Below are 23815 nucleotides of genomic sequence, written 5' to 3'. Positions count from 1 at the left end.
CCGCTCTGGGTCGCAGCATTTGTGGCGACCGGGTTTCGGCCCTCCCTGGCGCGGATCAGCCGGACGGAGGACGGCCGATGGCGATCCGCCCGGGCAGGTGGCAGCGTCGAGGACGGTCCCGCCGCCGGCCGAGCTGACGCGGCAGAGGCGGCGGGCCCTCCACCCGCATCCCGGCGGCGCGCAGCGGTGCCCCTGTCACCTGGAGGCCGGCATGGTTCTGTTCTTGTTCGCCGTCCTGCTCGCCGTGGTCTTCGGCTTCGTCGGCGCGCTGGTGAAGGGCATGATCTGGCTGCTGGTGATCGGCGCGGTGCTCTTCGTCCTGGCCTTGGTCTTCGGTGGCATGAAGCTCGGCCGGCGGAGCCGCAGCTGACGACCGGACAACCGCCCCCGCGCGTGACGGGCCCAGGGCGGATGGCCGCCGGACGGGCTCGGACAGGGCGGGACGCACCACTGTGGCCGTTTCGTGGTCGAACGTACGGGCAGGCGCAGCGCACGGCCCGCCCCTGCGGCCGCCCCTCGGAAGGTGCCCGCTTCAGTGTGAGCGCTCCTTCGAGCGGGTGGTCCCTCAGGCAGGTGTGGCCGTGCGGCAGCTCCGGCGGGTGACCGGCAGCTGCTCACCAGGCGACGAGGGGCTGAGGACATGAAGGCCGTTGTGTGGCGCGCGATAGGGGACATCGGGCTGGAGGACGTGCCCGAGCCGAAGATCTCGGACCGCTTCGACGCGATCGTGCGGATCACCGCGTCGGCGATCTGCGGTACGGATCTGCACTTCGTGCGCGGCACCATGCCCGGGATGCGGGAAGGCAGGGTGCTGGGCCACGAAGCCGTGGGCATCGTCGAGGAGGTCGGCCCCGGAGTGCGCAACCTGCGCCCGGGCGACCGGGTCGTGGTGCCCTCCACGGTGGCCTGCGGTGCCTGCAGCTACTGCCGGGCCGGGTACCACGCGCAGTGCGACCGGGCCAACCCCGGCGGCCCGCTGGCCGGCACGACGTTCTTCGGCGGCCCCGAGGCGGCCGGCGGCCTGGACGGCCTGCAGGCCGAGTACGCGCGGGTGCCGTACGCGCACGTCGGCCTGGTTCCGCTGCCCGACACCGTCGACGACGCGCAGGCGATCCTGCTGTCCGACATCTACCCCACCGCCTGGTTCGGGGCCGAGCTCGCCGAGGTCCGCCTCGGCGACACCGTGGCGATCTTCGGCGCGGGCCCGGTCGGCCAGGCCGCGATCGCCTGCGCCCGCCTCCAAGGGGCCGGGCGCGTCCTGGTGGTGGACGGTGTCGCCGACCGGCTGGAGCTGGCCCGCCGCCAGCACGCGGAGACGATCGACTTCAACGCGGAGGACCCGGTGGAGGCGATCCGCGAGCTGACCGGCGGCATCGGCGTCGACCGGGTGATCGACGCGGTGGGTGTGGACGCCGAACGGCCCGACCGCGGCCCCGCCGCCCCCGGCGACGACGAGCGCGAGCGGTTCGAGCGGGAGCGGGAGGAGGCCGCTCCCGACCGTGCCCCGCGGGGCCGCACCTGGATACCCGGCAACGCGCCCACCCAGGCCGCCCGTTGGGCCGTCCGGGCCGTCGCCAAGGCGGGGACGGTCGGCATGGTCGGTGTCTATCCGCCGCAGGTGGAGCACTACCCCATCGGCGAGGCGTTCATGAAGAACCTCACGCTGAAGACCGGCAACTGCCACCACCGCCGCTACCTCCCGCACCTGGTGTCCCTGGTGGCCACCGGCGCCCTGGACCCCACACCGCTGACCACCCGCTGGTCGGCCGTCCAGGACGCTGTCGCGGCGTACGAGTCCTTCGACCGCCGCGAGAGCGGCTGGACCAAGGTCGCCCTCGGGCTCGGGGGCCCCGGATCGGTGCCCCCAGGCCTCGGGGAGAACGCGGGGACCGGGACCGCCACCACCGCCGGCACCGACGGTGGCGGCCGGCAGCAGTGATCCGGGCGGCCTCGCATGCGTCGGCTCCCGCGAACCGGACAGACGCCTGGACACGGACGCGGCCCCGGGCAGACCCGCCGCTCCGCTGCGGAACGCCAGGAGGACCGACCATGCAAGAAGCGTCCGGCGGTGCCCGTACCCGCCGCTACCTCATGTGCCCGCCGTCCTACTTCGACGTCGCGTACTCCATCAACCCGTGGATGGACACCGCCCGGCGCCCTGACCGCGCCCGGGCGATCCAGCAGTGGCAGAGCCTGCGGGACACCCTGAGCGCGGTGGGCCACCGCGTCGAGGTCGCCGCTCCGGCACCCTCGCTGCCGGACATGGTGTTCGCCGCGAACGCCGCCGTGGTGCTCGACGGGAAGGTGCTGGTGGCCACCTTCCGCCACCCGCAGCGCGCGGGGGAATCCGCACGCTTCGAGGCCTGGTTCCGCGACCGGGGCTTTCGGCGGGTGCGCCGCGCTGCCAGCGTCAACGAGGGCGAAGGCGACCACCTGCTCGCGAGCGGCGTGCTCCTGGCCGGCAACGGCCCGCGCACCGCTCCGTCCGCCAACGCCGAGACGCAGGAGTACCTCGGGCACCCGGTGCTCGGCCTCACCCTGGTCGACCCGCGCTTCTACCACCTGGACACCGCTCTCGCGGTCCTGGACACGGACGACGTCATGTACTGGCCCGGAGCGTTCTCCCCGAGCAGCCTCCGGCGCCTGCACCGGCTCTTCCCCGACGCCCTCGAGGCGAGCGAGGACGACGCGGCGGTCTTCGGGATGAACGCCATCAGCGACGGCCGCAACGTCATCCTCCCGGCCGCCGCCCACGCACTGGCCGGCAAGCTCGCGGCCCGCGGCTACCTGCCCCGCCCGGTGGACGTCACGGAACTGGGCAAGGCCGGCGGCGGCCCGAAGTGCTGCGTTCTGGAGCTGCGCGGCGCCCCGGCCCCGCCTGACGGTCCCACTGACCGCCCGACCCCGACCGCCCGGCTTCGGCCGGAAGGGGCCGGGTAGGCGAAGACCGCCGGATGGACCACGACGTGGAAGGGAGCACCGCCGATGGGTGTCAGCGCAGCAGGATCCCCACCCTCTCTGCCCAAGCCCCGGGGGCCGCTCTCGAGGGCGGTGATCGACCTCGTGCGAGAACGCTCGCCACTGTCCGGGGTACCGGTGCCCACCGATCTCGGGGCGGCGACCGGATGGGACGAGGACCTCCACCTCACCCTTTACCTCTGCTACGAGCTCCACTACCGGGGCTTCGCGAACGTCGCCGCAGCGTGGGAGTGGGACCCCGGCCTGCTGACGGTGCGTCACCGCCTGGAGGACCGATTCCTGAGCGCCGTACGCGCCGAGCTGGGTCCCGTGCCACCGCTCGCCGAGCAGCTCGACGCGCTTCTGGTGGAACCTGCGGACGGTGACGGAGTCTCCCACTTCCTCCTGAAGGAAGGCCGGTACTGGCAGGCGAGGGAGTACCTCGTCCACCGCTCGCTCTACCACCTCAAGGAGGCCGACCCCCAGGCCTGGGTGATCCCCCGCCTGCACGGCGCAGCCCAGGCGGCACTGGTGGCCATCGAGCACGACGAGTACGGAGCCGGCCGTCCCGAGCGCGTGCACTCCGCTCTGTACGCCGCGATGATGGTGGACTTCGGCCTGGAGAGCGGCTACGGGCACTACCTCGACGCCGTACCCGCACCCGCGCTGGCGGTGGTGAACCTGATGTCGCTCTTCGCCCTGCACCGCGCTCACCGGGGCGCCTTGGTGGGCCAGTTCGCGGGTGTCGAGATCACCTCCTCCCCCGGATCCGCCCGCCTGGTCGAGGCGTTCGAGCGGCTCGGAGCAGGCCCGGACGGCACGGCCTTCTACCGCGAGCGCGTCGAAGCGGACGCCGTCCACGAACAGCTGGTCCGCCACGGGGTGATCGAGGCCCTGGTGCGCGACGAGCCCGCCCTGGAAGCGGACATTGCGTTCGGTCTCGCGGCGTCGTCCCTGCTGGAGGAACGCCTCGCCCGGCACCTCGTCAGCAGCTGGCAGGCGCAGCACAGTTCGCTGCTCTCCCCGTTGCCGGACGCGCCCGGCCGGGCCGCCTGATCCGTCCGGCGGCCCGGGCGGGGCTCACCTCTTCAGGAGCCTTCGCCCGGTGTCGGGGGCCTGGCCGACGGCTGGGATCGGCGTCGGTGGCTGGTGTCGCAGAAGGGGTACCGGCGGCTGCGCCGGCACATGCACAGGGCCACCACCGGACGCTCGCTCACCACCAGAGTGCCGTCCGGTAGTTGGACCTCGACCGGCCCCTCCACGAGGAGGGGACCGATCTCGCCCGGCATGGTGACCCGGACCGCAGGACGCTCAGCTTCACCGGACACCGCGGATCACCACCAGTTCCTCCATCCGCTCACCGGGAGCGATCAGGCCTTGGTCCTCCAGCCAGGCGGCCCGCCCGGTCAGCACCGGACCGAACGGGATCCGATGCCGGGCCACCACCTCGGCGCCCAGGCCGGCCTGCTCCAGCAGGTCCAGGCTCCGTTCGACCCCGCACAGTGCGGAGTGCACCATCAGCAGCACTCCGCCCGGGCCAAGCACACCCGGCGCCTGACGGCAGATCCGGTCCACCAGCGCGCGCCCGTCGTGACCGGCATCCCAGGCCCGGGCGAGCCCCCGCACCGGCACCACCGCCTCAGCGGCCGGCACGTAGAGCGGATTGGAGACCACCAGGTCGAAGCGGCATCCCCGAACCGGCTCCAGCAGATCACCGTGCCGCAGCCGGATCCACCGCCCGTTCAGCACACTGTTGAGCCGCGCGGCAGCCAGCGCCCGCCGCGAGACGTCGACAGCGGTCACCCGGGCCCCCGTGCCGGCCGCAGCCAGCGCCACCGCACCGCTACCCGTTCCCAGATCGAGCACCGCGGTGCCCGAGCCGATCCTCTCGCGGCCAAGACACCCGACCAGCAGGTCCGTGTCGTCCTGCGCCCGGTAGACACCGGGAGTGTTCAGCAGCCTCATGACCGGGCGTCTGCCCCTGCGCCATCGCCTGACACGCCAACCTCGGCGAACGCCCCTCAGAACGGCCGCCACTGTGCGATATGACCACGGTTCGGATCAGAACGGCAGCCGCGATGCGCCGCTGCAACGACACCGACGTCAACGTCATGCCGACCGGCGCCGCGAACAGGGCCGTGGTCCTCAGCCTCGGCGGAGCGGTCGGATCCGCCGGCCTCAACGACGTCGGCTTCACCCTTGCCCCCAACACCGCCCACCTCGCCCGCCGCCTCAAGAGCACCCCCGACCCGCCCACCAGCTGACCGGCGGCAGGGCGGCGCGGCCCGCCACCACAGTCGATCGACGAGCGGCATGGGTACCAGGCCGCTCCTGGTGCCCACGCCGCAACCATCGAGGGCGGCCGACTTCTCTGGGGCCGGCCCACTGAAGGTGGAGGCCGGCGAGGTCGTCGACCGACAGGGCCCCACACCGTGGTGTGGCGGTCGTGCTGCCCGGACCCGCCCGGCCTGCCCACCAGCAGCGGGCTGCTCCGGACCGCCGTCGATCCGCTCTGCGCGCACCGATGTGCCCGGGGCCTGGTCAGCGCGCGGTCGAGCGACCCAGGTACGTCAGCGGTCCTGGGTCGGCTACGGGGATGACGTGGAAGCCGGTGCGGTCGTAGAAGGCGCGGGCGCCGGTGTTGGCGCTCACCATTCCGAGGTGCACCTGCCCCGCGCCGGCCTCGCGCAGGGCGTCGAGCAGGCACTCGATCAGCCGGCGTCCGAAGCCGAGGCCCTGGAACGGCGGGAGCAGGTCGATGTGCAGGTGGGCGGGGTAGTCGGCCAGTTCGGGCAGGATCATCCGCTCGGGGGTGTGCAGCAGCATGGCCATCAGCTCGTCGCCGTCGGCCGGATCCCCTACCGGCGGCGGGTAGAGATGACCGACCCGGGGCAGCCAGCGCTCGCGCAGCTCGGCGGCGAAGCGGGTGGTGTCGGAGGTCCCCAGCACGTACCCGACCGCAGTGCCCCGTCCGTCGTCCAGGACGTACGCGAGGCCGGGTTCGAGCTCGAGGTAGGGCCCGGCGAAGTTGTCGGGAAGCACCTGCTCGTTCTTGTACAGGCCGGTGGCGTCGCCCCCGGCCTCGGCGGTACGGACGCAGATCTCGTACACCGCCTCGCGGTCGGCGGGGCGGTACGGGCGGATCGTCGGACGGGGGTTATCCACCGGGGGTCCTCTCCTTCGTTGGGGCGGGGCGCCCAGGCGGGGCACCCGCCCCGGACTTCGTGCGCTGGGCGGGTGCCGTGGGGACGGACCTGTCAGCGGAGCGCCGCAGGTGCCGGGCGGTCGAACGGCAGAACGGCCGGACGGTGCCGGGCGGTCGAACGGCAGAACGGCCGGACGGTGCCTGCCGTGCCCGACGGAGACCGGGAGGTTGCCGGGGCGGCCGCCGATCTGCTGCCTCAGTCGCCGCTCCTGGCCGGCCCGACCGGGCCCCGAAGTGGGCGGCGCCCACCGGTGCGGCGGCCAGAAGTTCGAAGATGTGCCTGCTCGGCGGCCGGCAGCGTGTCCTCCATTGCCGCGTGGACTGCGGTGGCAGGCGTGCCAGTCTGGACGATCGGTAGGCCCGCCGGGCGGCCGAGCGTGCGCGGGTCTTCGAGGTGCGCAGCTTTCGCTGCCCGGCGGCTTGGTCGAGTCCGGCGAAGACCCGGTGACCGCGCTACGCCGCGAGTTGCTGGAGGAGCTCGACTCGGACCTGGACGGCCTGGACGAGTCGCCTCGGCTGCGCTCCGTCCAGGAGAAGCGGTTGCGGCAGCCGGGCGGGGCCGGGGCCCTCCGTCGGCGGCACCCGGTCTTCAGCGCCCACCTGCCCGACACCATCTCCAGGCGGCGGTCGCAGTCGGCACGGTCGGAGCGAGGCCATGACGGGGCCGCTCCTGCCCGATGGGTCCGGCCGGCGGTTCAGCCGCCGAAGGCGGTTGCTGCTGCGGCGAGGAGGGCGAGGGCGGGTTGGGCGATGTCGGCGGCGGAGGCGAGGATCGCCCGGAGGCGCTCCATCCGGGTGGGTCCGGCCGGCTCGGCGGCAGCCGGGTCGCGGGCGATCTCGTGGACGAGCTGCGCCGCGGTCTCCCGGTCGGTGTCGGACAGGTCGCGGCTGGTGAGCAGCAGGGTGAGCAGGCGGCCGAGTTCCGGGGTGCCGGAGGCGCCGGCGTACGTGTGCTGGAAGTCCCGGACGACGGTATCCGTCGGGCGGTTGATGAAGGTGGTGTTGGTGCCCTGGAAGTAGAAGTTCTCGGTCACGGAGGCTCCTGAGGTGAGGACGACACGGCAGTCGGTGAAGTGCAGGTGCGGCGGGCCGGGCCGTGAGGTGGCGGCCGGGTGGGCGGGTCGTAGCCGTGCCCGGATGGCGGCTTCGGCGGCGAGTACGCGGGCGAACGCGTCCGGTGCGGCTTCCGGGCGCGGGGTGGTCACGGCGTGCAGGGCCCGCGCAACGGTGCTCGCCCGGGTGACCGCCGGGAGGCGTCGCTGGTGTTCCGCGTAGGTGTCGAGCGGCCCGGGGGAGCGCGGGTCTGGTGGATTCGGCCCGAGTGCCTCGGCGATCCCGCCGAAGAGGTTTCGGAAGTACCGAGGTGTCGCCTCCTCGACCGGGAAGATGATCCGCCGGTCGGACCGCTCGCCCGGCCCGGTGGTGGGCAGGAGCACCAGGCAGGGCAGCAGGGCCGGGTCCACCCGTAACCGGGCGGCGATCTGGTAGGCACCGGCCGGGTCGTACGGTTGCCAGCGCAGCCACTGCATGGCCGCGAACCGGCGGAAGAGCCTGGGCTCCAGCCGGCGTCTCCAGTACCGCCGCGCCTCGGTCCAGGGCGGGTACCGCTCGATGACGAACACCCGGGTGGCCGGCCCGGAGAGGGCGTGCAGGTCGTGGAAGTGGGTCCGGACGTAGGTGGCCAGCTCCGGGTCGGCGTCGGTGTAGAGCAGGACGCCCCACAGCCGGGGCTCGCCCTCGAGGTCCGGAAGGTTCATCGCCAGCTGGAGGGTCTCCAGCAGCGCCGCCGGGTTACGGGCCGCGCCCATGCTGTACGCGGCGCGAGCGGGTTGTTCGATGCACAGGAACAGCAGGTCGCCGTCCTCCACGCCGAGTTCGTCCAGCCGCCGGTGATCGGGGAGCCGGGTGTTGGTCGCCGGGTCGTCCAGCCAGACTCGGAGCGGCGGGACGGCCGGATCGAGCGGCTCGGCGAGTCCACGGTTGCGGGCTTCGGCGGTGGCGGCGTCGATCAGCTCACGGACGGGCGTGGCGTCGGGTACCGAGAGTTCGAGGACGTTCCGCTCGGGCTCCGCGCCCAGGGCCGGCCAGCCGCCGTTCCACGGGGTCAGCCCCCGGGTGAACTCCGTGCCCATCGGTTGGTGGAACCCCGACCAGTCGTCCTCGTGGACCTTGATCCACAGTCGCACGGGTAGCTCCACCGCCGTCTCGCGCCCTGGTTGCCTCGGACAGTGCGATGCTACCGGCGCAATGACGTTGCGTCAGGTGATCGAGTCCCTTCCGGCGCGCGGGGTGCTGTCGTGTGCCGTGACCTGCTCGGGGTTGCCTGCCTTCCCGGTGTGTGGTCCGGGTAAGGTGTCGGACCTGGCGCGCGATGCCTGGGGCGGTGGCATCACCGTTCCGTCCGCACCCAATCCGCCGATCCATTTCACTCCGCCCTCGCCCATCCCCGAGCTGCGCGACGCCAACGCCGTGATGGAGGAGCTGTTCCACGGCCTGGTCGGCGAGCGGACCTTGAACGGGGAGCTCACCGGCCTCGTCCTCTACGCGGTGCGGTGGCTGGTCACCGAACCCGGCTACACCGAGGCACTGACCGCGTTCACTCGCGACCGGGAGCGCGAACTGCGCCGCCTGTACGCCTACTTCGGACCCGGCTCCGCCCACGACACTGGCCCGCACGGCCCGGCCGGGCCCCGTTACGTCCTGATCCGCCAGTCCGAGAGCCTCATCCTCGCCCACCTGCTCACCTACAAGCGCGTGACCCTCGCCGGAGCCTGCGAGGGACTCCGGCCCGGCGCCCTGCTGGGCGACATGGTCCGGGCCTCGCCGCACGGCAACTGACCGCCCGTCAAGCCGCCCCTTGCTTGTTCCGGCTCCTCGCGGGCGGGACGGTGCTCGCGGTCCGGCCGTGAGGGGGTCAGGGGGCGTGAGCGGTCGCTCGCAGTCTTGACGCGAACATGCGGGCCGGAGGGGCGCATGTTCGGGCCGATTGCGGTTACCCGTGAGTAGTGACTGTGCTTGGGGAAGCCGTGACGGCTCGGGGAATCAGTGTGCACGGCCCGCGCGGGCCGGTGTTCGAGAACGTGGACGTGAACGTCCCGGCCGGCGGCCTGCTCGTCGTGCACGGGCCCGCCGGATCGGGGCGCACCAGTGCACTGCTGGCGCTGTCCGGACGGATGCGGCTGCACACGGGCACGGTGCGGGTCGGACGGCACCGGGCTTCGGGGGCAGCCGCCGGGCGGGTGCGACAGTTGGTCGCGGTCGCCCGGGCGGACGGCGCCGTCGCCGCCGAAGGCCGTTTGCGGGTCAGGGAGTTGATAGCCGAACGCTGCTGGCTGGAACCGGGCGTCACCCGGCGCGCGGTCGTCGAGGCCGCCCGCCCACTCGGCCTGCACCTGCGCGCGGCAACGCTGATCGAGGACCTCCCACCACTCGACGCCCTGCTGCTCGACCTGGCCCTTGCGCTCGCGGCCGGTCCGCCGGTGCTCGCCGTCGACGCGGTCGACCGGGACTTCACCGGCCATGACCGCGACCAGGCCTGGCAGGCACTGGCCGCGGTGACGGCCACCGGCCGCACCGTCCTGAGCACCGCCGCCCAGCCCCCCGTGCCTCTGCCCGAAGGCGCCGTCCTGCTCGCCCTGCCGCACCGCTCGACCGGGCTGCCCGTCGGCCGCGCGGCCCACGCCACCCCCGCCCGCGAGGTGACCGCGTGACCGCCCTCCGGCTCGCCCTGCTCGAACTGCGCCGCTTCCGCGGCCCGCTGCGGCGGCTGGTGCCGCTCCTGCTGTGCCTGATCCCCCTGCTCTACGGCGCCATGTACCTGTGGGCCAACTGGGACCCGTACGGCAAGACCGCCCGGATCCCGGTCGCCGTGGTGAACCTCGACCAGCCCGCCGTGGCCGCCGAGGGCCGGCCAGTGGACGCCGGCGCGCAGTTGGTGGAGCAGCTCAAGGCGTCGGGCACCTTCGGCTGGCAGTTCGTCGACCCCGCCACGGCCGACGCCGGGCTGCGCAGCGGCCGGTACGCGTTCACGGTCGAGATCCCGCCGGACTTCAGCGGCAGGCTGGCCACCGCGACCGACACCCACCCGCAGCAGAGCGGCGTCCTGCTGCGGCTCGACGATGCGAACAACTACATCGCCGGCATGATGACGGAGGTGGTCCAGTCGAAGCTGCAGTCCCAGGTCGATTCGGCGGTGCATGAGGCGTACGTGCGCGCCATCTACGGCGAACTCGCCGACTTCCGGCAGGAGTTGAAGGCGGCGTCGGAGGGCGCGCACCAGCTGGTCGGTGCCACCACCACCGCACGCCAGGGCGCTGCGGCGCTCGCCGACGCCGCGAGCGGGGCGCACGACGGCAGCGCGCGGATCGCGGCCGGGGCGGAGCAGATCAGCCAAGCCGTCGGACAGGTCGACCGGGCCGCCGAGACCCTCAACCGCGCGGCGGCCGACCGACTGCCGCAGGCCGCCGCCCAGCTGGTGACCGCCGCCTCGGTGGCCGCCGAAGGCGTCAGCGCCGTGCACACCGGCACCTCGCAGGTCCGCCAGGGCACGGCCGCCACCCTCGCCGACCTGCGCCAACTTGTCTCCTCCCACTCCGAGTTGAATCAGGACCCGCTGTTCGCGCGAGCCCTGCGGGACGCCGAGCAGGTGGATGCCACTACTGCCGGGATCGACGAGCGCGCGGGGGCCGCCGACACCGCTGCCCAGCGCCAGCTGGCCTCGGCCCGGGAGCTGGAGCGCACCGCCGAGGCGGTGCGCCGCGACGCCTCAGCGCTGAACGCACCGCTGCGGCTCCTGGACTCGGGGACATCCGATGTGGCGGCAGGCACCGCGACCGTGGCCGGCGGCCTGGACTCGCTCCGCTCGGCGACCGGTACAGCAGCCTCCGCCGCCGACCAGGCACACGACGGTGCCACCCGGCTCGCCGACACCGTCGACAACGGGCTGCACCGCATCCCCGACCTGACGGACCAGCAGACCGCCGACGCCGCCCGGGTGCTGGGCACCCCGGCCCGCATCGACCGCACCAACCTGCACCCCGCCGGCGTGTACGGACGCGGGATGGCACCGTTCTTCTTCGGCATCGCGCTGTGGGTGTTCGGGCTGTTCGCCTACCTGCTGCTGCGGCCGGTCAACCTGCGGGCGCTGGCCGGCCGGGCCCGCTCGTGGAACATCGCCGCCGCAGGCTGGCTCCCGGCCGCCCTGCTCGGCGCGGTGGCCGCCACCGTCCTCTACGCGGTGGTGGACCTGGCCCTCGGCCTGCACGCGGCGCATCCATGGGCCACCGTCGGCCTCCTGGTCCTGGGCGCCGCCTCCTTCGTCGCCGTCGACCACTTCCTGCGGACCTGGCTCGGAGTGGCCGGCGACGTCCTCTCCCTGGTGCTGCTGATCCTCCAGCTCACCGCAGCCGGCGGCCTCTACCCGGTGTCCACCGCCCCGGCGTTCTTCAAGGCGATCCATCCGCTGCTCCCGATGACGTATCTGATCGACGGCCTACGGGTCACCGTCTCCGGCGGACAGTCGGCCCACCTGCTGCGCGACGGCGTGGTGCTGCTCGCCTTCGGAGTCGCGTTCCTGGCACTGACCACCGTGGCTGTCCACCGCCGGCGGGTGTGGACCGTCGCACGACTGCACCCGGACATCGCGCTCTGACCCGCACAGGCTGGTCGCGCACCCGCGACCAGCCTGTGCGGGACATTCCCGGCGCCGAAAGACACGCCAGGCCGCGTCGGCGTCCGAAGCCGCGTCTACGCCGGCGAACCCGGATGCGATGCCCCTCTCCCGGCTCTGCCCGCCTTCGCACCGGAGACCTCGGCCAAGGCCGAGCATGACCGGCTGGCGGCCTACGGCTGGGACATACGCCCGGCGACGGGCTCGGGAGGCCACCGGGAGGTCCTTGCCATCCGTCCCGGCGTGATCCGCGCCGATCTGATCCTCCACATCTACCTGCCGCTCGCCAAGACCGACCCGCAGGAGGGCTTCCGCCACCTTGAGGCCGGTCTGATGCAGAGCCCGGCGCCCGACTGCATGCCCACCCAGTCCACTACCTGGCCCCCGTCGGAACCGGATCCGTCCCGAGCCCGACGCCGAAGGAGTGAGCACCCGGGTCCACTGAGCTGACGGTACTTGGGCAGGCGGACGCGGCCAATGCCCGTCCGGAGCCCCTTCGTTCGCGCACCGGTGAGCGCCCGGCGCTGACCGGAGGCGGACGGCAGGGGTGGCGTCCAGCAGGAGCAACGGTTCGCCGAGGCCCTCTGGTCATGTCTGCCACAACGAGCCGTTCGGTCCGGTGGTCACCCCTGTGGGGCGGCGGGCAGCTCCTGGCGGGTGAATCGCCGTGGCCGGGCACTTTCAGATCGCCCGTACGTGCGCTCTTCGGGATGCCGCATCGACGTGATGTCACTCGGCCCCATGTCGTCTCATCGCATCACTTCACTCGCCCGGGTGAAGATCCTCCGGAACGCGCCGATCCTGCCGCAGGGGCCACGAGGGTGGGAAGCCGGTCCGGGCCGCGTGGAGCGCCCGGACCGTGGCCGGTCCGGGGACTTCCCGGCCGGAGGCAGATAGCTCAGGGAAGGACGGAGCGGTGGGAGACGAGGCGATCCAGCGCGCGGCGCTGGTGTTCAAGGTGTTCGACGTCAATGGGAACGGGGTGCTGGACGTCCAGGACTTCGACCTGATGACACGGCGGGTGTCGGCGGTGGCCGGTGACTCTGCCGATGAGGAGCGGCAGGCGCTGGCCGACAGCCTGAGCGCTTACTGGCAGGTCCTGGCAGATGCGCTGGACACCGATGGCGACGGGGTGATCAGCCCTGCGGAGTTCGAAGGCTTCGTCCTGGACGCGGAGCGTTTCGCCCCGACGGCCTCGGCGTTCGCCGACGCCCTCGCCACGCTCGGCGATCCGGACGGCGACGGCCTGATCGAGCGGCCCCGCTTCCTCGCGCTGATGACCGCGATCGGCTTCGATCCGGCGAACACCGACGCGCTCTTCGACGCCTTGGCGCAGGGCGGGGCCGACCGGATCCCGGTCACCACCTGGGCCGACGCCATCCGCGACTACTACGCGCCCGACAAGACCGGCATCCCCGGCGACCGACTGGTCACCCTCCAGGCCTGACCGCCACCGGGCCGGCCCACTGCCTGGGCCGGCCCCGCCGGCCCTATCCGAAGGACACCCCGCATGGACACAGCCCGTATCGCCCTGGCCGTCGGCCGGGGCACCGGCGCCGAACTCGCCACCGTCTTCGAGCGCGTCTTACACCGGATCGCACGACAGCACGGCGTCCACGTCGACATCCTGCGCTCCCCCCGGACCTACCACTCCTACGCCTCGCTGCGCGCCGAGACCGACGACACCGAACGGGCCGCCCGCCTGACCCAGCAGGACGCCGCCCACTACGAGACGTTCTGCCGTGAGCAGGCCGCCGCCGGCACCCAGGCCGTCTTCCGCACCGCCGTGAACGCCCAGTCGCTCTACCTGGTCCGCGAGCACCTGGCCGCCGTCAAGGTCGAGGAACTGCACGCGGACGGAGCCAGGCTGCTGCTCGTCCGCGACCAGGCACAGGGCTTCTACACCGGAGCCAACCTGCACACCCTGGACCGGGTGGTGCGCACCACCGAGTTCAGCCGTGCCGTCACCCGGCAGGTCGTCCGGCACGCGGTCCTGCGAGCCCGCCGGGCATGGCCCGACAGCGGCCCGGCGACGGTGGTGATGGCCTACAAGCACCACCTGCTGGACGGCGCGCTCGACAACTGGACGGCCGGCCTCGCGGACGAGCTCGGCGTCGAGATCACGCTCTACCAGCCCGACACGGTCAACCGGAACCTGATCGCCCACGGACTGCGGGACCGCACCGTGCTGGTGGCGGGCAACGAGTGGGCCGACATCATGCACGTGGTGCTGCTCGACCGCTTCGGCTTCGAGCAACAGGAGCGCCGTTTCACCGAGAACACCTACCTCCACCCGGACCTGCACGGCCTGACGGAGTACCAGACCGTGCACGGCTCCGCCGACGACCTCGCCGGTCGCGATCTGGTCAACCCCGTCGCCACCATCCGTGCCGCCGCCCGGATCGCCGAGCAGCACGCGCGGTGCCCGGGAGCGAGCACCGTCGTCGAAACCGCGCTCGCCGCCGTCCACGCCCGCGGGGTCCGCACCCCGGACTTCGGCGGCACGGCCTCCACCACCCAGGTGCTGGACACACTGCTGTCCGAACTCGACCGCCCCCCGGGGCCGGCCGTGCCCGCTCCCGCCGGCCCGGCGCCGGTCGCCACCGCGCTGCCGAGGTGAGCGCGATGAGCCCGCACTCCGGACCGCACCAGACCGCCGACGCCCGGGAACAGCCGGACCGCACGGCACTGGTCGTCATCGACCTCCAGAACGACTTCTGTGCCGGACCGGTGGCAGCGGCCCGCTACCCCGGCGACCCGGCCCGCCTCGCTACGACCGCCGAACGCTGCGCCCGCGCAGTGGACGCCGCCCGCCGCGCCGGCACCGAGGTCACCTTCGTCCGCTTCCTCGGCGACCCGGCCCACCAAGGGCCGGCCTGGCGCCGTCGGGACGCCGCACTCGGCAAGCAGCCCAAGTGCGTCGAGGGCACCCCCGGGGCGGACTTCCACGCGGTACGCCCCCTGCCCGGCGAAGCGGTCTTCACCAAGCTCGCCTGCTTCGACGCCTTCCTCGACCCGGAGTTCGAGCCCCACCTGCGCCGCCGGGGCATCGAGCACCTCGTCCTGGCCGGGCTCTTCACCGACGTCTGCGTGGACTCCACCGCCCGTACCGCCTTCCAGCGCGGCTTCCACCTCACCGTGCTGCGGGACTGCACGGCGGCCCTGCACCTGAGCGACGACGACATCCTGGGCTTCATGGCCCGGGTCTACGGCGCCCGCGTCACCGACCTCGACCAACTCGACTTCACCGCAGCCCAGTTGACGCCTATCGCGGCCGGAGGCGGCAGGTGAGCACCCAGGCCGCCCACTCTCCGGGAGTCACCACCGCGATCGGCCGCACCGCACTGCTGACCGCCGCCGCCCGCGCCATCGAGACCCACCGCCCCGACGCCCTCGCCCGCGACCCCTACGCCGAACACTTCGTCCAGGCCGAACCGGGGTGCGCCGACTGGCCGGCGCACCCCGCCCGGGTGGACCCCGACGACCCGCTCTGGGGCCGCCTGGCCGGCTACTTCGCCCTGCGCACCCGGATCCTGGACGAGCACCTCCTGGCCGCGCCCCGGTCCGGCATCCGCCAGGTGGTGCTCCTCGGAGCGGGGCTGGACTCCCGCGCCCACCGGCTGGAGTGGCCCGCCGGGACGACGGTGTGGGAACTGGACCGCCCCGAGGTGCTCGCCTTCAAACAACGGGTCCTGGACGGCCTCGGCGCCGAACCGGCCGCGCGCCGGCGCACCGTCGCCACCGACCTCCGGGAGGACTGGCCCGCCGCCCTGAGCGCGGCCGGCCACGACCGGGCCCAGCCCACCGCCTGGCTCGCCGAGGGACTGCTGCTGTACCTGCCGGGCGCCGCCGAGCAACGGCTGATCGCAGCCGTCGACACCCTGAGCGCCCCCGGCAGCACCCTCGCCTACGAGGTCAAACTCGCCATCGAGAGCACCGCCGTCCGCTCCGGCACGACCTACCGCGCGGCCCGCGAGCGGATCGGCATCGACCTCCTCACCCTCTTCGCCCCCGGGCCCAGACCCGACACCGCGACCGACCTGGAGCAGCGCCGCTGGCACGTCACGGTGACCACCCCGTTCGACCACCTGCCCGACCACCCGCGCGCGCCCCGCCCGGTCCACGACGACCCGCTGGCCGCCAACCGCTGGACCTTCGCCACCAAACGGCCCTCCCGGTGACCCAGTAGCCCCCCGCGTGGCCGCACGCTCTGCCGTTGGTGCTCGATCTCCTCGGCCGGATCGCCCTGCCCCGGCTCCACAAGTCCTCGACCGACGACCGGATCCACACCACCAGAACGGCCGAGGTTCTCCAGCGCCAGCCCCAGGGCGATGTCAGCGAAGGCATCACCGGGTGGGTCAACACCGCGCCCTGCCCCACCCACTCGCCGCGGCCTGTCGTGCCGTGGTCGCCACCGGTCCCGGCGTGACGGGCCGCGATGTGGCACCTGCTCTCGGGCGAAGGCAGGCTACCGGTCGACTGGACGGGGCTGTAGTGGGCCGTGCCCGGCACTCCCGCCCCAGGTGGCCCAGCCCACGGCCGCCGGGGGTGAAGCGGCGTGGGCTGGGCAACCTGGCACAGCGGCCGTCGCCACCGGGCAAGTCGCCTGGTTACGTCGTCGTCATGAACAAGATCACCGCGCTGTGCGCGCTCACCGCCGCCGCCCTCACCCTCGCCGTCGCCCCGGCCCGGCCCCGGCTCGTAGACGTGGGCCATGGTGGAGTTCGGGAAGGCGGCCAGCGCTGCGGCGGCCGGCAGGTCGAGCATCCGCTCGCGCACCAGCAGCTCCTCCAACGCGCTGTCCTGCGCGGCGAGCTGACGGTAGGCCAGCTCCACCGTCTCGTGCCACAGCCGGAACCGGAACGCCGACACCGGCGCCCACCCGGTGAACCGCAGCGGCCCACCGTCGCCGTCGAGCGTGGCCGCTGCCCGCACCAGCACTTCCGGAGGCAGCGCCACCACCCGCACGTCCGGGCAGTCCATGTCGAAGTCCAGTGGATCACCCGGCCGGTAGCTCCCCCAGCCGCCCGGAAGCCACCGGTGCTCCTCCCGGCCCGCCGCCGCCTTCAGCCGCCCCGTGCGCAGGTAGACGAACGGAATCAGCGCGAACTGGGCGGTGTCCATCTCCACCCGGATCGGATAGTGGATGTCGTTGATCGAGAACGCCCCGCTGGCGAGGCTGCGCACCGACATCCGGTACTGCCCTGCCGGGCGCCGGCAGCACGTACACGGAGATCGACGTAGGTGCTGCGGATGAACTCGTACGCGGCCTCGGGATCGGTCATCGTCAGCTCCGAACGCACCACCAGCACCTGCTGCACCACAGAAACCACCTCCGCCCGAACCTCGCACGATCCGGCCGAAGCGGTGGGCCGCTCACCGAACCGCATCCTTCGACGCTACGCACGGACCGACGCGCCACGCGAAGCCCGACCCACAGCACCGGCCCCGGACAGCAGACACGGCCCCGCCCTGCTGCGCCGGCCAGGGAGGCGTGGTCTGCCCGTGATCTCCTTGATCTCCGCCAGGGCCGGGCCTCGGTGACCGAGGGCGTCGAGAACTGCGACGATGACGGTCTGGGCGGCAGCCCCGGCTCCGCATCGGGTCGGGTCGGGTTCGGTCGGGCGCCCGGGCTCGGCCGAGCCGGGGCAGGGCGGCGTTGCCGTCCCTGGCGGCGACGAGCCCGCACTCGTAGACCAGCCCTGCCCGTCCCGCAGCGGCGAGTGGCCTGGGCACACTCTCCGCCTTACGGCAGACTCCACTGGAGGTGGAGGACGGCGAGGTCGTCGGTGTGCCGCCCGGCGTTCAGGGCCTGGGTCTGCTTGATGAGCAGGTCGACGTGGGTGGCCGCGTCGGCCGGGGCGGCGGTGTTGATCAGGTTGAGCAGTCCTTCGACGCCGAGGCGCTCGCCGGTGGTGCCGTTGTGGCCTTCGGTGAGGCCGTCGGTGTAGAGGGTCAGTGCGCCGGCCGCCGGGAGCGGGACGGTGGTGCTCGGCCAGTTCCGCAGGCCCGGCAGGATGCCGAGCGCGATGCCGTGGGCGGCGCGCACCTCAGTGGTGCCGCCCTGGCTGGTGAGCAGAGGCTCGTGGTGGCCTGCCAGGAACACGGTGGCGGTGCCCTTGTCCTGGTCGAGGGTGAGCAGGGTGACGGTGGCGAAGTGGGAGTCGCTGCCGCGTTCGGCGACCAGCACCCGCTCCATCAGGTGCAGCAGGTCCTCCCCGTGGTGTCCGCCGAGAACCAGCGCGCGCCAGGATGCCCGCAGCAGGACGCCGAGGGCGGCGGCGTCGCGGCCGTGGCCGCTGACGTCGCCGACGACCGCGTGCAGCAGGCCGTCGTCACCGACGACGACGTCGAGGAAGTCGCCGCCGAGCAGGGCCATCGCGACACCGGGCAGGTACCGGCTGGTGACCTGCACGGTCGAGGTTCCGAGGATCGGCGGCGGCAGCAGGCCGCGCTCCAGCCGGGCGTTCTCCTCCGCCCGCAGCCGGACCGACTGCGCCTCCATCGCGAGCCGTTCGGTGCGGCTGCGGTACACCGCGTAGCGCAGGGTACGGCGCAGCAGGTCGGGCTCCACCTTGCCCTTGACCAGGTAGTCCTGGGCGCCGGCGGCCATCGCCTCGGTGCCGGCCCGGGCCTCGGCGAGGCCGGTCAGCACGATCACCGCGTGGCCGGGCGCGAGTTCACGCACTGCGGTGACGGCAGCGGTGCCTGCCGCATCCGGCAGGTGCAGGTCCAGCAGCACGCAGTCGATCGGCTGGACGGCCAGGGTGGTGCGGGCCTGGGCCATGGTGGTGGCGACGGTGAGCTCGAAGCGCAGGCCGGTGTCGAGCAGCAGCTCCTCCACCAGCATGGCGTCGGCGTCGTCGTCCTCGATCAGCAGGACCCGGTACAGCTCGTCCGCCGGGGCGGGGCCGGGCGCGGTGATGCCGTTCATGGCGTTTGCTGCTCCGCTTCGGATCCGGCGCGGACGGCCTCGGGCAGGGCGGCAGCGCCGGGGGTGTGCTGCGGTTCGGCGACGAGGGTGAAGACGATGCGGGTGCCGTCACGGTACTCGGGGTCGACGGTGATGGTGCCGCCGTGGAATTCGACGATCTTGCGGCACATGGCCAGGCCGATGCCGCTGCCGCTGAACGCGTCCTTGGTGTGCAGGCGCTGGAAGATGACGAAGACCTTGTCGGCGAACTCGGGGGCGATGCCGATGCCGTCGTCGGTGACGGTGAAGCGCCACAGCACACCTTCGCGTTCGGCGGTGATGTGGATGTGGGGCTGCTGGCCAGGGCGGTGGAACTTCACCGCGTTGCCGATCAGGTTCTGGAACAGCATGCCCATCTGGGTGGAGTCCGCGACCAGGGCCGGCAGCGGGTCGTGGGTGATGTCGGCGCCCGCCTCCTGGACGCTGACGCTGAGCGCGTCCAGGGTCTGCTCCAGGGTCTCCTCCAGGTCGACCTCGTCGGTGGTGTGCAGGACCCGGCCGACCCGGGAGAAGTCCAGCAGGTCGTTGATCAGCGTCTGCATCCGGTTGGCGCCGTCCACGGCGAAGTCGATGTACTGGTCGGCCCGGGCGTCCAGGTGCCCGCCGTAGCGGCGCTGGAGCAGCTGGGTGAAGCTGGAGACCTTGCGCAGCGGCTCCTGGAGGTCGTGCGAGGCGACGTAGGCGAACTGCTCCAGCTCGGTGTTGGAGCGTTGGAGGTCGGCGGCCTGGGCGTCCAGGCGCATCCTCGCCTCCTCGGTGAAGGCGAGCTCGCGCACCAGGCGCCGCCGCATCGAGTCGACGTCGGCGCTCAGGTGTCGCAGGTCGGCCGGCCCGGTCTGGGCGATGGGGTGCTCGAAGTCGCCCCTGGTGATCCGGCGCGCATCCGAACCCAGCTGCTCCAGGGGCTGGTTGATGCCCCGGCGCAGCCCCTCGAAGACGAGAACGGTGAGCAGGGCGATGACGGCGGCGATGGCGGTGAAGATCCAGTTGCGCAGGTCGAAGGTGGAGGTCAGGGCGTCCCGGGAGGCGGTGCGGTCGGTGCGCAGGCGGTCCTGCTGGGCGGTCATCGCGGCGCGCAGCGCGTCGAAGGAGGTCTTGCCGTCGGCCGACAGACTGGTGGCCAGCGGGCTGGGGGCGCCGGGGGGTTCGGCGGCGATCGGGCGGGCGACCTTCTCCTGCCAGGCGGCGATGGCCGACTTGACGCGGTCCAGGTCGCCGAGGGCGTCCTGGTCGTCGGGAAGCAGTTCGGTGAGCCGGTTGACGTAGGTGGCCTGGTCGGCCGTCCCCTGCCGGTAGGGCTGCAGGAAGTCGGGGTTGCCGGTCAGCCCGTAGCCACGGATGCCGGTCTCCTGGTTGAGCATCGCCGCTTCCAGGCGGAACGAGGACGTCAGCGCGGGTGAGCGGGTGTCCACCAGCTCGACGCTGATGTCCTCGGTCCGCTGGAGCACCCACGCCCCGGTGAGGCCGAGCGCGGCCAGGACGGTCAGGGCCAGGGCGACGCCGACGCGCAGCCAGCGCCTGGTCGTCCAGGTGGACAGGGACCGCGTACGCGGCGGCCTGCGGTCGTCGTGCATCGTGTGCCTCTCCAGGTGGCGGCCGTCCCGGCGGGGAGGCCAGCGCATACTGTAGAGCCATCGCGACAAGCGGTGTTGTCGAGGGTCGGATCGCGGCCTAAGGTACCGGTCATGCCCGGTAAGAACTTCGTGCTCCGCTCCACTCCGGAGGAGACGGCCGCCGTCGCGGAAGCGGCGGTGGCCCGCCTCGCGCAGCGCCTCGTGCTGCAACTCCTGGAGGAGCCCGCGTCCCTTGGCGCTGGCGGCATGGCGCCGGCGCTGAGCGCGCTTCACATGCTGGACCAGGTCCAGCGGGCCGCCGAGCGCCTCCAGCGCCAGGCCGCGGTCACCGCCGCGCGCGCCGGGGCCGGCTATCCGCAGCTCGGCTCGGCCTGCGGGCTCACCCGCCAGGGCGCCCGGCTGCGCTGGCCGGGCATCTTCGACCATTCCGATGAAGCACCCACGGAGACCTTGACCATGACCAGCCCCGACCGCGCCTTCGACGTCCTGCTCGTCGAGGACGACGCGGCCGACGCCATCCTCATCGAGGAGGCCCTCACCGAGCGCGGCGCCCGCAACCTCGTCCAGGTCACCGACGGCCTCGCCGCCCTCGAGCACCTGCGCACCCCCGGCACGGTCCGCCCCGACCTGATCGTCCTTGACCTCAACATGCCCCGGATGAACGGCCGCGACCTGCTGCGGGTCCTCAAGACCGACGAAGACCTGCGCACCATCCCCGTGGTCGTCCTCACCACCTCCGCCGCCCCCGACGACGTCAACGGCGCCTACAGCAGCCACGCCAACGCCTACGTCACCAAGCCGGTCAACCTCGCCGAGTTCGAGCAGGCGGTGCAGAGCATCGACGCCTTCTACCTCGACACCGCCACCCGCCCGCCCCGCGACTGATACCGGGCGGCCGGAGCCGCAGTTCCGGGCCTGCTCGCCGCCGGGCCCGTCCAGTGCCGGCTTCGCGCTCAGCTGAGGCGCCGCACCAGCAACCCCGGCGGAGATGTCACGCGCGCACTCGGTCGGTCAACGGCCGGTGAGACCTATTGTCCTGGTGGGTGCGGTCCTTCGGACGCGGGCCCGGCGCAGCCCGGCGGGGGCAGGGCAGTGGCAGGCTGTGTCAGGGCTTTTCCGGGTCCTGGGGCAGCCGGCTGTCCGTGCCGGCGTCGGTGGGCTCGTGTTCGGGCGGGCTCTCGCCGCGCACGTCGGGCGCCCAGGCCTCGCGTCCGGCCGGGCGCTCGTCCGCGAAATCCTCCGACCCGCCCTCGGGCTGCCCCTCGCGGGTCCGTTCGCCGCCGGGTTGCTCGGCCAGGGGGGCCAGGCGGGCGGCGAGCAGGCGCTTGCCGGTCTCCGCGCCCCGGCGGCTCGCGTGCTGAGCCTTACGGAACAGCTCCGCCGCGTCGGTGTCGCCGGAGTCCTCGGCGTTCCTGACGCAGGAGGCCAGGCGCAGGACGTTGTCCAGGCACGAGCTGGTGAACCAGAGCAGGTCCACCTCTGTATCGGCGGTTCCGGTGATGTGGTCGGTCGACACTCCCATGACTCCGCTCCTCTCCCGTCCCCCGAGGTGTCGCCCCGGGCCGTGGTGGGCAGCCGCGGGCCGTGGACGCCCACCACGCCCCTACCCGAGGCGCCGAAGCTTCACCGGCGCCACCGCGACCGGACACCGGGCCGAACCGGGCCGGCGCTGCGTGTCCCAGGCTGCCCGGTACTCGTGGTCGGCGGCGGCGATGATCTCAGGTCTCCTTCGGACCTTCACCCGACAGTCGGCCTGACCACCGCAGTACGGTCTGAAGGCGCACGCACCGGCACATGGGCGCCTTGGCCCCACCGGCCAGAAGCAGATCACCGTCCAACCGTCCGAGCGCCGAAGAAGTGTCAGGGCCGCGCCGGGAACGGCCGGGGGATGCGGGCGTGCATCCCCTTCAACGACGCCGTCGCTTGCGGATCACGCCCGCATCCCCTGGCCGGCACACCGCGAACGGTTCAGCGGGTCAGGTCGAACACCGTCTCGCTCTGCCCGGTGGCGCCCTTCACCCGCAGGTAGGTGTTGTAGGTCGCGAAGGAGCTCAGATCCGACGGGATCAGAACCTCCACCGAGAAGGCGCCGTCGCTGCCCGACATCGTGTCGCGGAGATCGCGGATTTCAAGATCCCCGATCGTCGAGTCCTTCACCACGAACGACACCCGCACCGCGTCACCCGGTGGGAAGCCGGTGCCGGCCACGAGGACCTTGGTACCGCCCTTGCCCGCATCCGGCGACGCCGACAGAAGCGGGCGGCCAGTGGCCGAAGGGCTCGGCGCGGCACCGGACGGCAGGGCCTTCACCGACGCCCCGGAGGCCGGGGCCGTAGCAGCAGTGGCAGCGGCCGGAGAGGCCGGAGTGGTCACGGTGACCGTGGGGCCGGGCACGGTCACCGTGACGGTGGGCTGCGGCCTGGCCTCGCCGACCTGCGACTGCGTGAAGAACCCGCCGGCGAATCCCGCGCCAGCTGTCACCAGCCCCACCACGGCGGTGATCATCGTCCCCCAGCCCTGGAGGTCCAGCTGGCGCCGGGACGGCGGGTGGGGGCCAGCCGAGGGCGGGGTTGCGGGCTGTGGCGGAATGCGGTTCGGCGCGGGCGGTGGCCCCGGCGGTTGTGCGGTCACGGATCGTCCCCCTGTCCAGCCCCGAAGCCGGGGCGCGATCATGCGGACACCTGGATACCACACGGCCCGCACCGGGCCGAAGCGAGCCGCCCGGCCCAGTCAGGCCGCCATGTGATGATGGCGGGCGTTCGAGCAACCGGAAGAAGCGGGACGGTGACGGTCAACGGCACCGAGTACCGGGCGTCTCCCGGCGCCGAGTTCGGAGAGCCTGCGAGCACGCACCGGGCTCGCGGTGGAACGCTGAGCCGGGACGTCCGCTCGCTCGGGCGCACCCTTGCCGCCATCCGCCGCCACGAGGGCCTGGACTGGGGGTGGTCTGGTGCGCCACCGCCTGCCCCCGCTCGCGCCGCCAACACCCGCGGCCACCCTCATGGTTGACGCACCGGCCCCCGCTGGCCGGAGGACAACGGGAACGCGCAAAGAGGACGAATGCGCTCCGGCGGTCCGGGTAGCCGACCCAGCGTCAGCGAGAACGCAACACCGAGGAGGCAGCGATGACCAGCGGACTGTGGGGCTACGAGGGGGCCGGCGGCTACGTGGCGGGCACCGACCTGACCGGGTACCGGGTCGAGGCCACGGACGGTCACATCGGCAAGATCGACAAGCACACCGAGGACGTCGACTCCTCCTACATCGTGGTGGACACCGGCCCGTGGATCTTCGGCAAGGAGGTCCTCCTCCCCGCCGGCACCATCACCCGGGTCGACGCCACCGAGGAGACCGTCTGGATCGGTCGCACCAAGGACCAGATCAAGGGCTCCCCCGAGTTCGACAAGGACAAGCACACCGAGGACCCGGAGTACCGC

At 72.9% G+C, this 23815-nt stretch carries 23 protein-coding genes and 1 pseudogene; 15 read left to right on the top strand and 9 right to left on the bottom strand.

Going from position 1 to position 23815, the window contains the following annotated elements:
• The first annotated feature begins 211 nt into the window (after window positions 1-211).
• The 4 genes from ACIRBX_RS22335 (at window position 212) to ACIRBX_RS22320 (ending at window position 4014) form a co-directional block, all read left to right on the top strand.
• Window positions 212-370, top strand: coding sequence for a hypothetical protein (locus ACIRBX_RS22335; RefSeq protein WP_402298826.1), 159 nt, complete (start codon window positions 212-214; stop codon window positions 368-370).
• Between the two features lie 270 nt (window positions 371-640).
• A complete protein-coding gene (locus ACIRBX_RS22330) occupies window positions 641-1939 on the top strand; it encodes an alcohol dehydrogenase catalytic domain-containing protein (protein WP_402298825.1) in 1299 nt (432 codons plus the stop codon).
• 110 nt (window positions 1940-2049) lie between these two features.
• Window positions 2050-2940 carry a dimethylargininase gene (gene ddaH, locus ACIRBX_RS22325; protein ID WP_402298824.1) on the top strand — a complete coding sequence of 297 codons (891 nt, stop codon included), beginning with the start codon at window positions 2050-2052 and terminating at the stop codon, window positions 2938-2940.
• 45 nt (window positions 2941-2985) lie between these two features.
• Window positions 2986-4014 carry an iron-containing redox enzyme family protein gene (locus tag ACIRBX_RS22320; protein ID WP_402298823.1) on the top strand — a complete coding sequence of 343 codons (1029 nt, stop codon included), beginning with the start codon at window positions 2986-2988 and terminating at the stop codon, window positions 4012-4014.
• 32 nt (window positions 4015-4046) lie between these two features.
• Here ACIRBX_RS22320 and ACIRBX_RS22315 read toward each other — a convergent pair whose 3' ends face one another.
• Both ACIRBX_RS22315 and ACIRBX_RS22310 read right to left on the bottom strand, forming a co-directional pair.
• Window positions 4047-4247, bottom strand: a complete 201-nt coding sequence (locus tag ACIRBX_RS22315) for a CDGSH iron-sulfur domain-containing protein (RefSeq protein WP_402299216.1) — start codon at window positions 4245-4247, stop codon at window positions 4047-4049.
• Window positions 4248-4275: 28 nt separating this feature from the next.
• Window positions 4276-4923: a HemK2/MTQ2 family protein methyltransferase gene (locus ACIRBX_RS22310; protein WP_402298822.1), complete on the bottom strand. Its 648-nt coding sequence runs from the start codon at window positions 4921-4923 to the stop codon at window positions 4276-4278.
• Window positions 4924-5003: 80 nt separating this feature from the next.
• On the opposite strand from ACIRBX_RS22310, the gene ACIRBX_RS22305 reads away from it, so the two are divergent.
• Complete coding sequence (locus ACIRBX_RS22305) at window positions 5004-5222, top strand: hypothetical protein (protein ID WP_402298821.1); 219 nt, start codon at window positions 5004-5006, stop codon at window positions 5220-5222.
• A gap of 277 nt (window positions 5223-5499) precedes the next feature.
• On the opposite strand, the gene ACIRBX_RS22300 is transcribed toward ACIRBX_RS22305, so the two are convergent.
• Complete coding sequence (locus ACIRBX_RS22300; protein ID WP_402298820.1) at window positions 5500-6123, bottom strand: GNAT family N-acetyltransferase; 624 nt, start codon at window positions 6121-6123, stop codon at window positions 5500-5502.
• Between ACIRBX_RS22300 and ACIRBX_RS22295 the strand changes: the two are divergent.
• Window positions 6023-6727: pseudogene (locus ACIRBX_RS22295) on the top strand (NUDIX domain-containing protein); the annotation flags it as partial. The gene ACIRBX_RS22300 and the pseudogene ACIRBX_RS22295 overlap by 101 nt on opposite strands.
• 131 nt (window positions 6728-6858) lie before the next feature.
• Here the strand turns inward: ACIRBX_RS22295 and ACIRBX_RS22290 are convergent.
• Complete coding sequence (locus tag ACIRBX_RS22290; protein WP_402298819.1) at window positions 6859-8349, bottom strand: EsaB/YukD family protein; 1491 nt, start codon at window positions 8347-8349, stop codon at window positions 6859-6861.
• A 166-nt stretch (window positions 8350-8515) separates the two neighbouring features.
• Here ACIRBX_RS22290 and ACIRBX_RS22285 point away from each other — a divergent pair, with 166 nt between their 5' ends.
• The 7 genes from ACIRBX_RS22285 (at window position 8516) to ACIRBX_RS22255 (ending at window position 16012) form a co-directional block, all read left to right on the top strand.
• Window positions 8516-9001, top strand: a complete 486-nt coding sequence (locus ACIRBX_RS22285) for a hypothetical protein (RefSeq protein WP_402298818.1) — start codon at window positions 8516-8518, stop codon at window positions 8999-9001.
• Window positions 9002-9189: 188 nt separating this feature from the next.
• Window positions 9190-9873, top strand: coding sequence for an ATP-binding cassette domain-containing protein (locus ACIRBX_RS22280; RefSeq protein WP_402298817.1), 684 nt, complete (start codon window positions 9190-9192; stop codon window positions 9871-9873).
• Window positions 9870-11813: a YhgE/Pip family protein gene (locus ACIRBX_RS22275; RefSeq protein ID WP_402298816.1), complete on the top strand. Its 1944-nt coding sequence runs from the start codon at window positions 9870-9872 to the stop codon at window positions 11811-11813. Before ACIRBX_RS22280 ends, ACIRBX_RS22275 begins: the two co-directional genes overlap by 4 nt.
• Window positions 11814-12747: 934 nt before the next feature.
• Window positions 12748-13278 carry an EF-hand domain-containing protein gene (locus ACIRBX_RS22270; RefSeq protein WP_402298815.1) on the top strand — a complete coding sequence of 177 codons (531 nt, stop codon included), beginning with the start codon at window positions 12748-12750 and terminating at the stop codon, window positions 13276-13278.
• A 63-nt stretch (window positions 13279-13341) separates the two neighbouring features.
• Window positions 13342-14451 carry an isocitrate/isopropylmalate family dehydrogenase gene (locus tag ACIRBX_RS22265; RefSeq protein ID WP_402298814.1) on the top strand — a complete coding sequence of 370 codons (1110 nt, stop codon included), beginning with the start codon at window positions 13342-13344 and terminating at the stop codon, window positions 14449-14451.
• A 5-nt stretch (window positions 14452-14456) separates the two neighbouring features.
• Entirely contained in the window at window positions 14457-15122 is a 666-nt protein-coding gene (locus tag ACIRBX_RS22260) for a cysteine hydrolase family protein (RefSeq protein ID WP_402298813.1), read from the top strand.
• Window positions 15119-16012: an SAM-dependent methyltransferase gene (locus ACIRBX_RS22255; protein ID WP_402298812.1), complete on the top strand. Its 894-nt coding sequence runs from the start codon at window positions 15119-15121 to the stop codon at window positions 16010-16012. Before ACIRBX_RS22260 ends, ACIRBX_RS22255 begins: the two co-directional genes overlap by 4 nt.
• Here ACIRBX_RS22255 and ACIRBX_RS22250 read toward each other — a convergent pair.
• From ACIRBX_RS22250 to ACIRBX_RS22240, 3 genes are all read right to left on the bottom strand, one after another.
• Window positions 15894-17024 (bottom strand): hypothetical protein, encoded by a 1131-nt coding sequence (locus tag ACIRBX_RS22250; protein WP_402298811.1) that lies wholly within the window; start codon window positions 17022-17024, stop codon window positions 15894-15896. The two genes, ACIRBX_RS22255 and ACIRBX_RS22250, sit on opposite strands and share 119 nt — an antisense overlap.
• A 553-nt stretch (window positions 17025-17577) precedes the next feature.
• The gene (locus tag ACIRBX_RS22245; protein ID WP_402298810.1) at window positions 17578-18765 is read right to left on the bottom strand and encodes a PP2C family protein-serine/threonine phosphatase; all 1188 of its coding nucleotides are present in this window, start codon (window positions 18763-18765) and stop codon (window positions 17578-17580) included.
• Window positions 18762-20378 (bottom strand): ATP-binding protein, encoded by a 1617-nt coding sequence (locus ACIRBX_RS22240; RefSeq protein WP_402298809.1) that lies wholly within the window; start codon window positions 20376-20378, stop codon window positions 18762-18764. Before ACIRBX_RS22240 ends, ACIRBX_RS22245 begins: the two co-directional genes overlap by 4 nt.
• A gap of 111 nt (window positions 20379-20489) precedes the next feature.
• On the opposite strand from ACIRBX_RS22240, the gene ACIRBX_RS22235 reads away from it, so the two are divergent.
• Window positions 20490-21263, top strand: coding sequence for a response regulator (locus tag ACIRBX_RS22235; RefSeq protein WP_402298808.1), 774 nt, complete (start codon window positions 20490-20492; stop codon window positions 21261-21263).
• A gap of 220 nt (window positions 21264-21483) precedes the next feature.
• On the opposite strand, the gene ACIRBX_RS22230 is transcribed toward ACIRBX_RS22235, so the two are convergent.
• Together ACIRBX_RS22230 and ACIRBX_RS22225 are read right to left on the bottom strand one after the other, a co-directional pair.
• Entirely contained in the window at window positions 21484-21900 is a 417-nt protein-coding gene (locus ACIRBX_RS22230) for a hypothetical protein (protein ID WP_402298807.1), read from the bottom strand.
• 446 nt (window positions 21901-22346) lie between these two features.
• Window positions 22347-22883, bottom strand: a complete 537-nt coding sequence (locus ACIRBX_RS22225; RefSeq protein WP_402298806.1) for a hypothetical protein — start codon at window positions 22881-22883, stop codon at window positions 22347-22349.
• 620 nt (window positions 22884-23503) lie between these two features.
• On the opposite strand from ACIRBX_RS22225, the gene ACIRBX_RS22220 reads away from it, so the two are divergent.
• A partial coding sequence (locus ACIRBX_RS22220) for a PRC-barrel domain containing protein (RefSeq protein WP_402298805.1) occupies window positions 23504-23815 on the top strand: 312 nt, incomplete at its 3' end.

It is taken from the genome of Kitasatospora sp. NPDC096147, assembly GCF_044763225.1.
Taxonomy (GTDB): Bacteria; Actinomycetota; Actinomycetes; order Streptomycetales; family Streptomycetaceae; genus Kitasatospora.
The sequence above is the reverse complement of the archived record's forward strand: the minus strand, read 5'-3'. Positions and strand labels throughout refer to the sequence as shown.

Excerpts from the sequence above, each read along its gene's own strand:
- ACIRBX_RS22335 (WP_402298826.1), top strand. The coding sequence starts at position 212 with ATGGTTCTGTTCTTGTTCGCCGTCCTGCTCGCCGTGGTCTTCGGCTTC.
- ACIRBX_RS22225 (WP_402298806.1), bottom strand. The coding sequence starts at position 22,883 with ATGATCACCGCCGTGGTGGGGCTGGTGACAGCTGGCGCGGGATTCGCC.
- ACIRBX_RS22230 (WP_402298807.1), bottom strand. The coding sequence starts at position 21,900 with ATGGGAGTGTCGACCGACCACATCACCGGAACCGCCGATACAGAGGTG.
- ACIRBX_RS22265 (WP_402298814.1), top strand. The coding sequence starts at position 13,342 with ATGGACACAGCCCGTATCGCCCTGGCCGTCGGCCGGGGCACCGGCGCC.
- ACIRBX_RS22330 (WP_402298825.1), top strand. The coding sequence starts at position 641 with ATGAAGGCCGTTGTGTGGCGCGCGATAGGGGACATCGGGCTGGAGGAC.
- ACIRBX_RS22315 (WP_402299216.1), bottom strand. The coding sequence starts at position 4,247 with ATGCCGGGCGAGATCGGTCCCCTCCTCGTGGAGGGGCCGGTCGAGGTC.
- ACIRBX_RS22260 (WP_402298813.1), top strand. The coding sequence starts at position 14,457 with ATGAGCCCGCACTCCGGACCGCACCAGACCGCCGACGCCCGGGAACAG.
- ddaH (WP_402298824.1), top strand. The coding sequence starts at position 2,050 with ATGCAAGAAGCGTCCGGCGGTGCCCGTACCCGCCGCTACCTCATGTGC.
- ACIRBX_RS22250 (WP_402298811.1), bottom strand. The coding sequence starts at position 17,024 with ATGTCGGTGCGCAGCCTCGCCAGCGGGGCGTTCTCGATCAACGACATC.
- ACIRBX_RS22235 (WP_402298808.1), top strand. The coding sequence starts at position 20,490 with ATGCCCGGTAAGAACTTCGTGCTCCGCTCCACTCCGGAGGAGACGGCC.
- ACIRBX_RS22310 (WP_402298822.1), bottom strand. The coding sequence starts at position 4,923 with ATGAGGCTGCTGAACACTCCCGGTGTCTACCGGGCGCAGGACGACACG.
- ACIRBX_RS22305 (WP_402298821.1), top strand. The coding sequence starts at position 5,004 with ATGACCACGGTTCGGATCAGAACGGCAGCCGCGATGCGCCGCTGCAAC.
- ACIRBX_RS22240 (WP_402298809.1), bottom strand. The coding sequence starts at position 20,378 with ATGCACGACGACCGCAGGCCGCCGCGTACGCGGTCCCTGTCCACCTGG.
- ACIRBX_RS22245 (WP_402298810.1), bottom strand. The coding sequence starts at position 18,765 with ATGAACGGCATCACCGCGCCCGGCCCCGCCCCGGCGGACGAGCTGTAC.
- ACIRBX_RS22320 (WP_402298823.1), top strand. The coding sequence starts at position 2,986 with ATGGGTGTCAGCGCAGCAGGATCCCCACCCTCTCTGCCCAAGCCCCGG.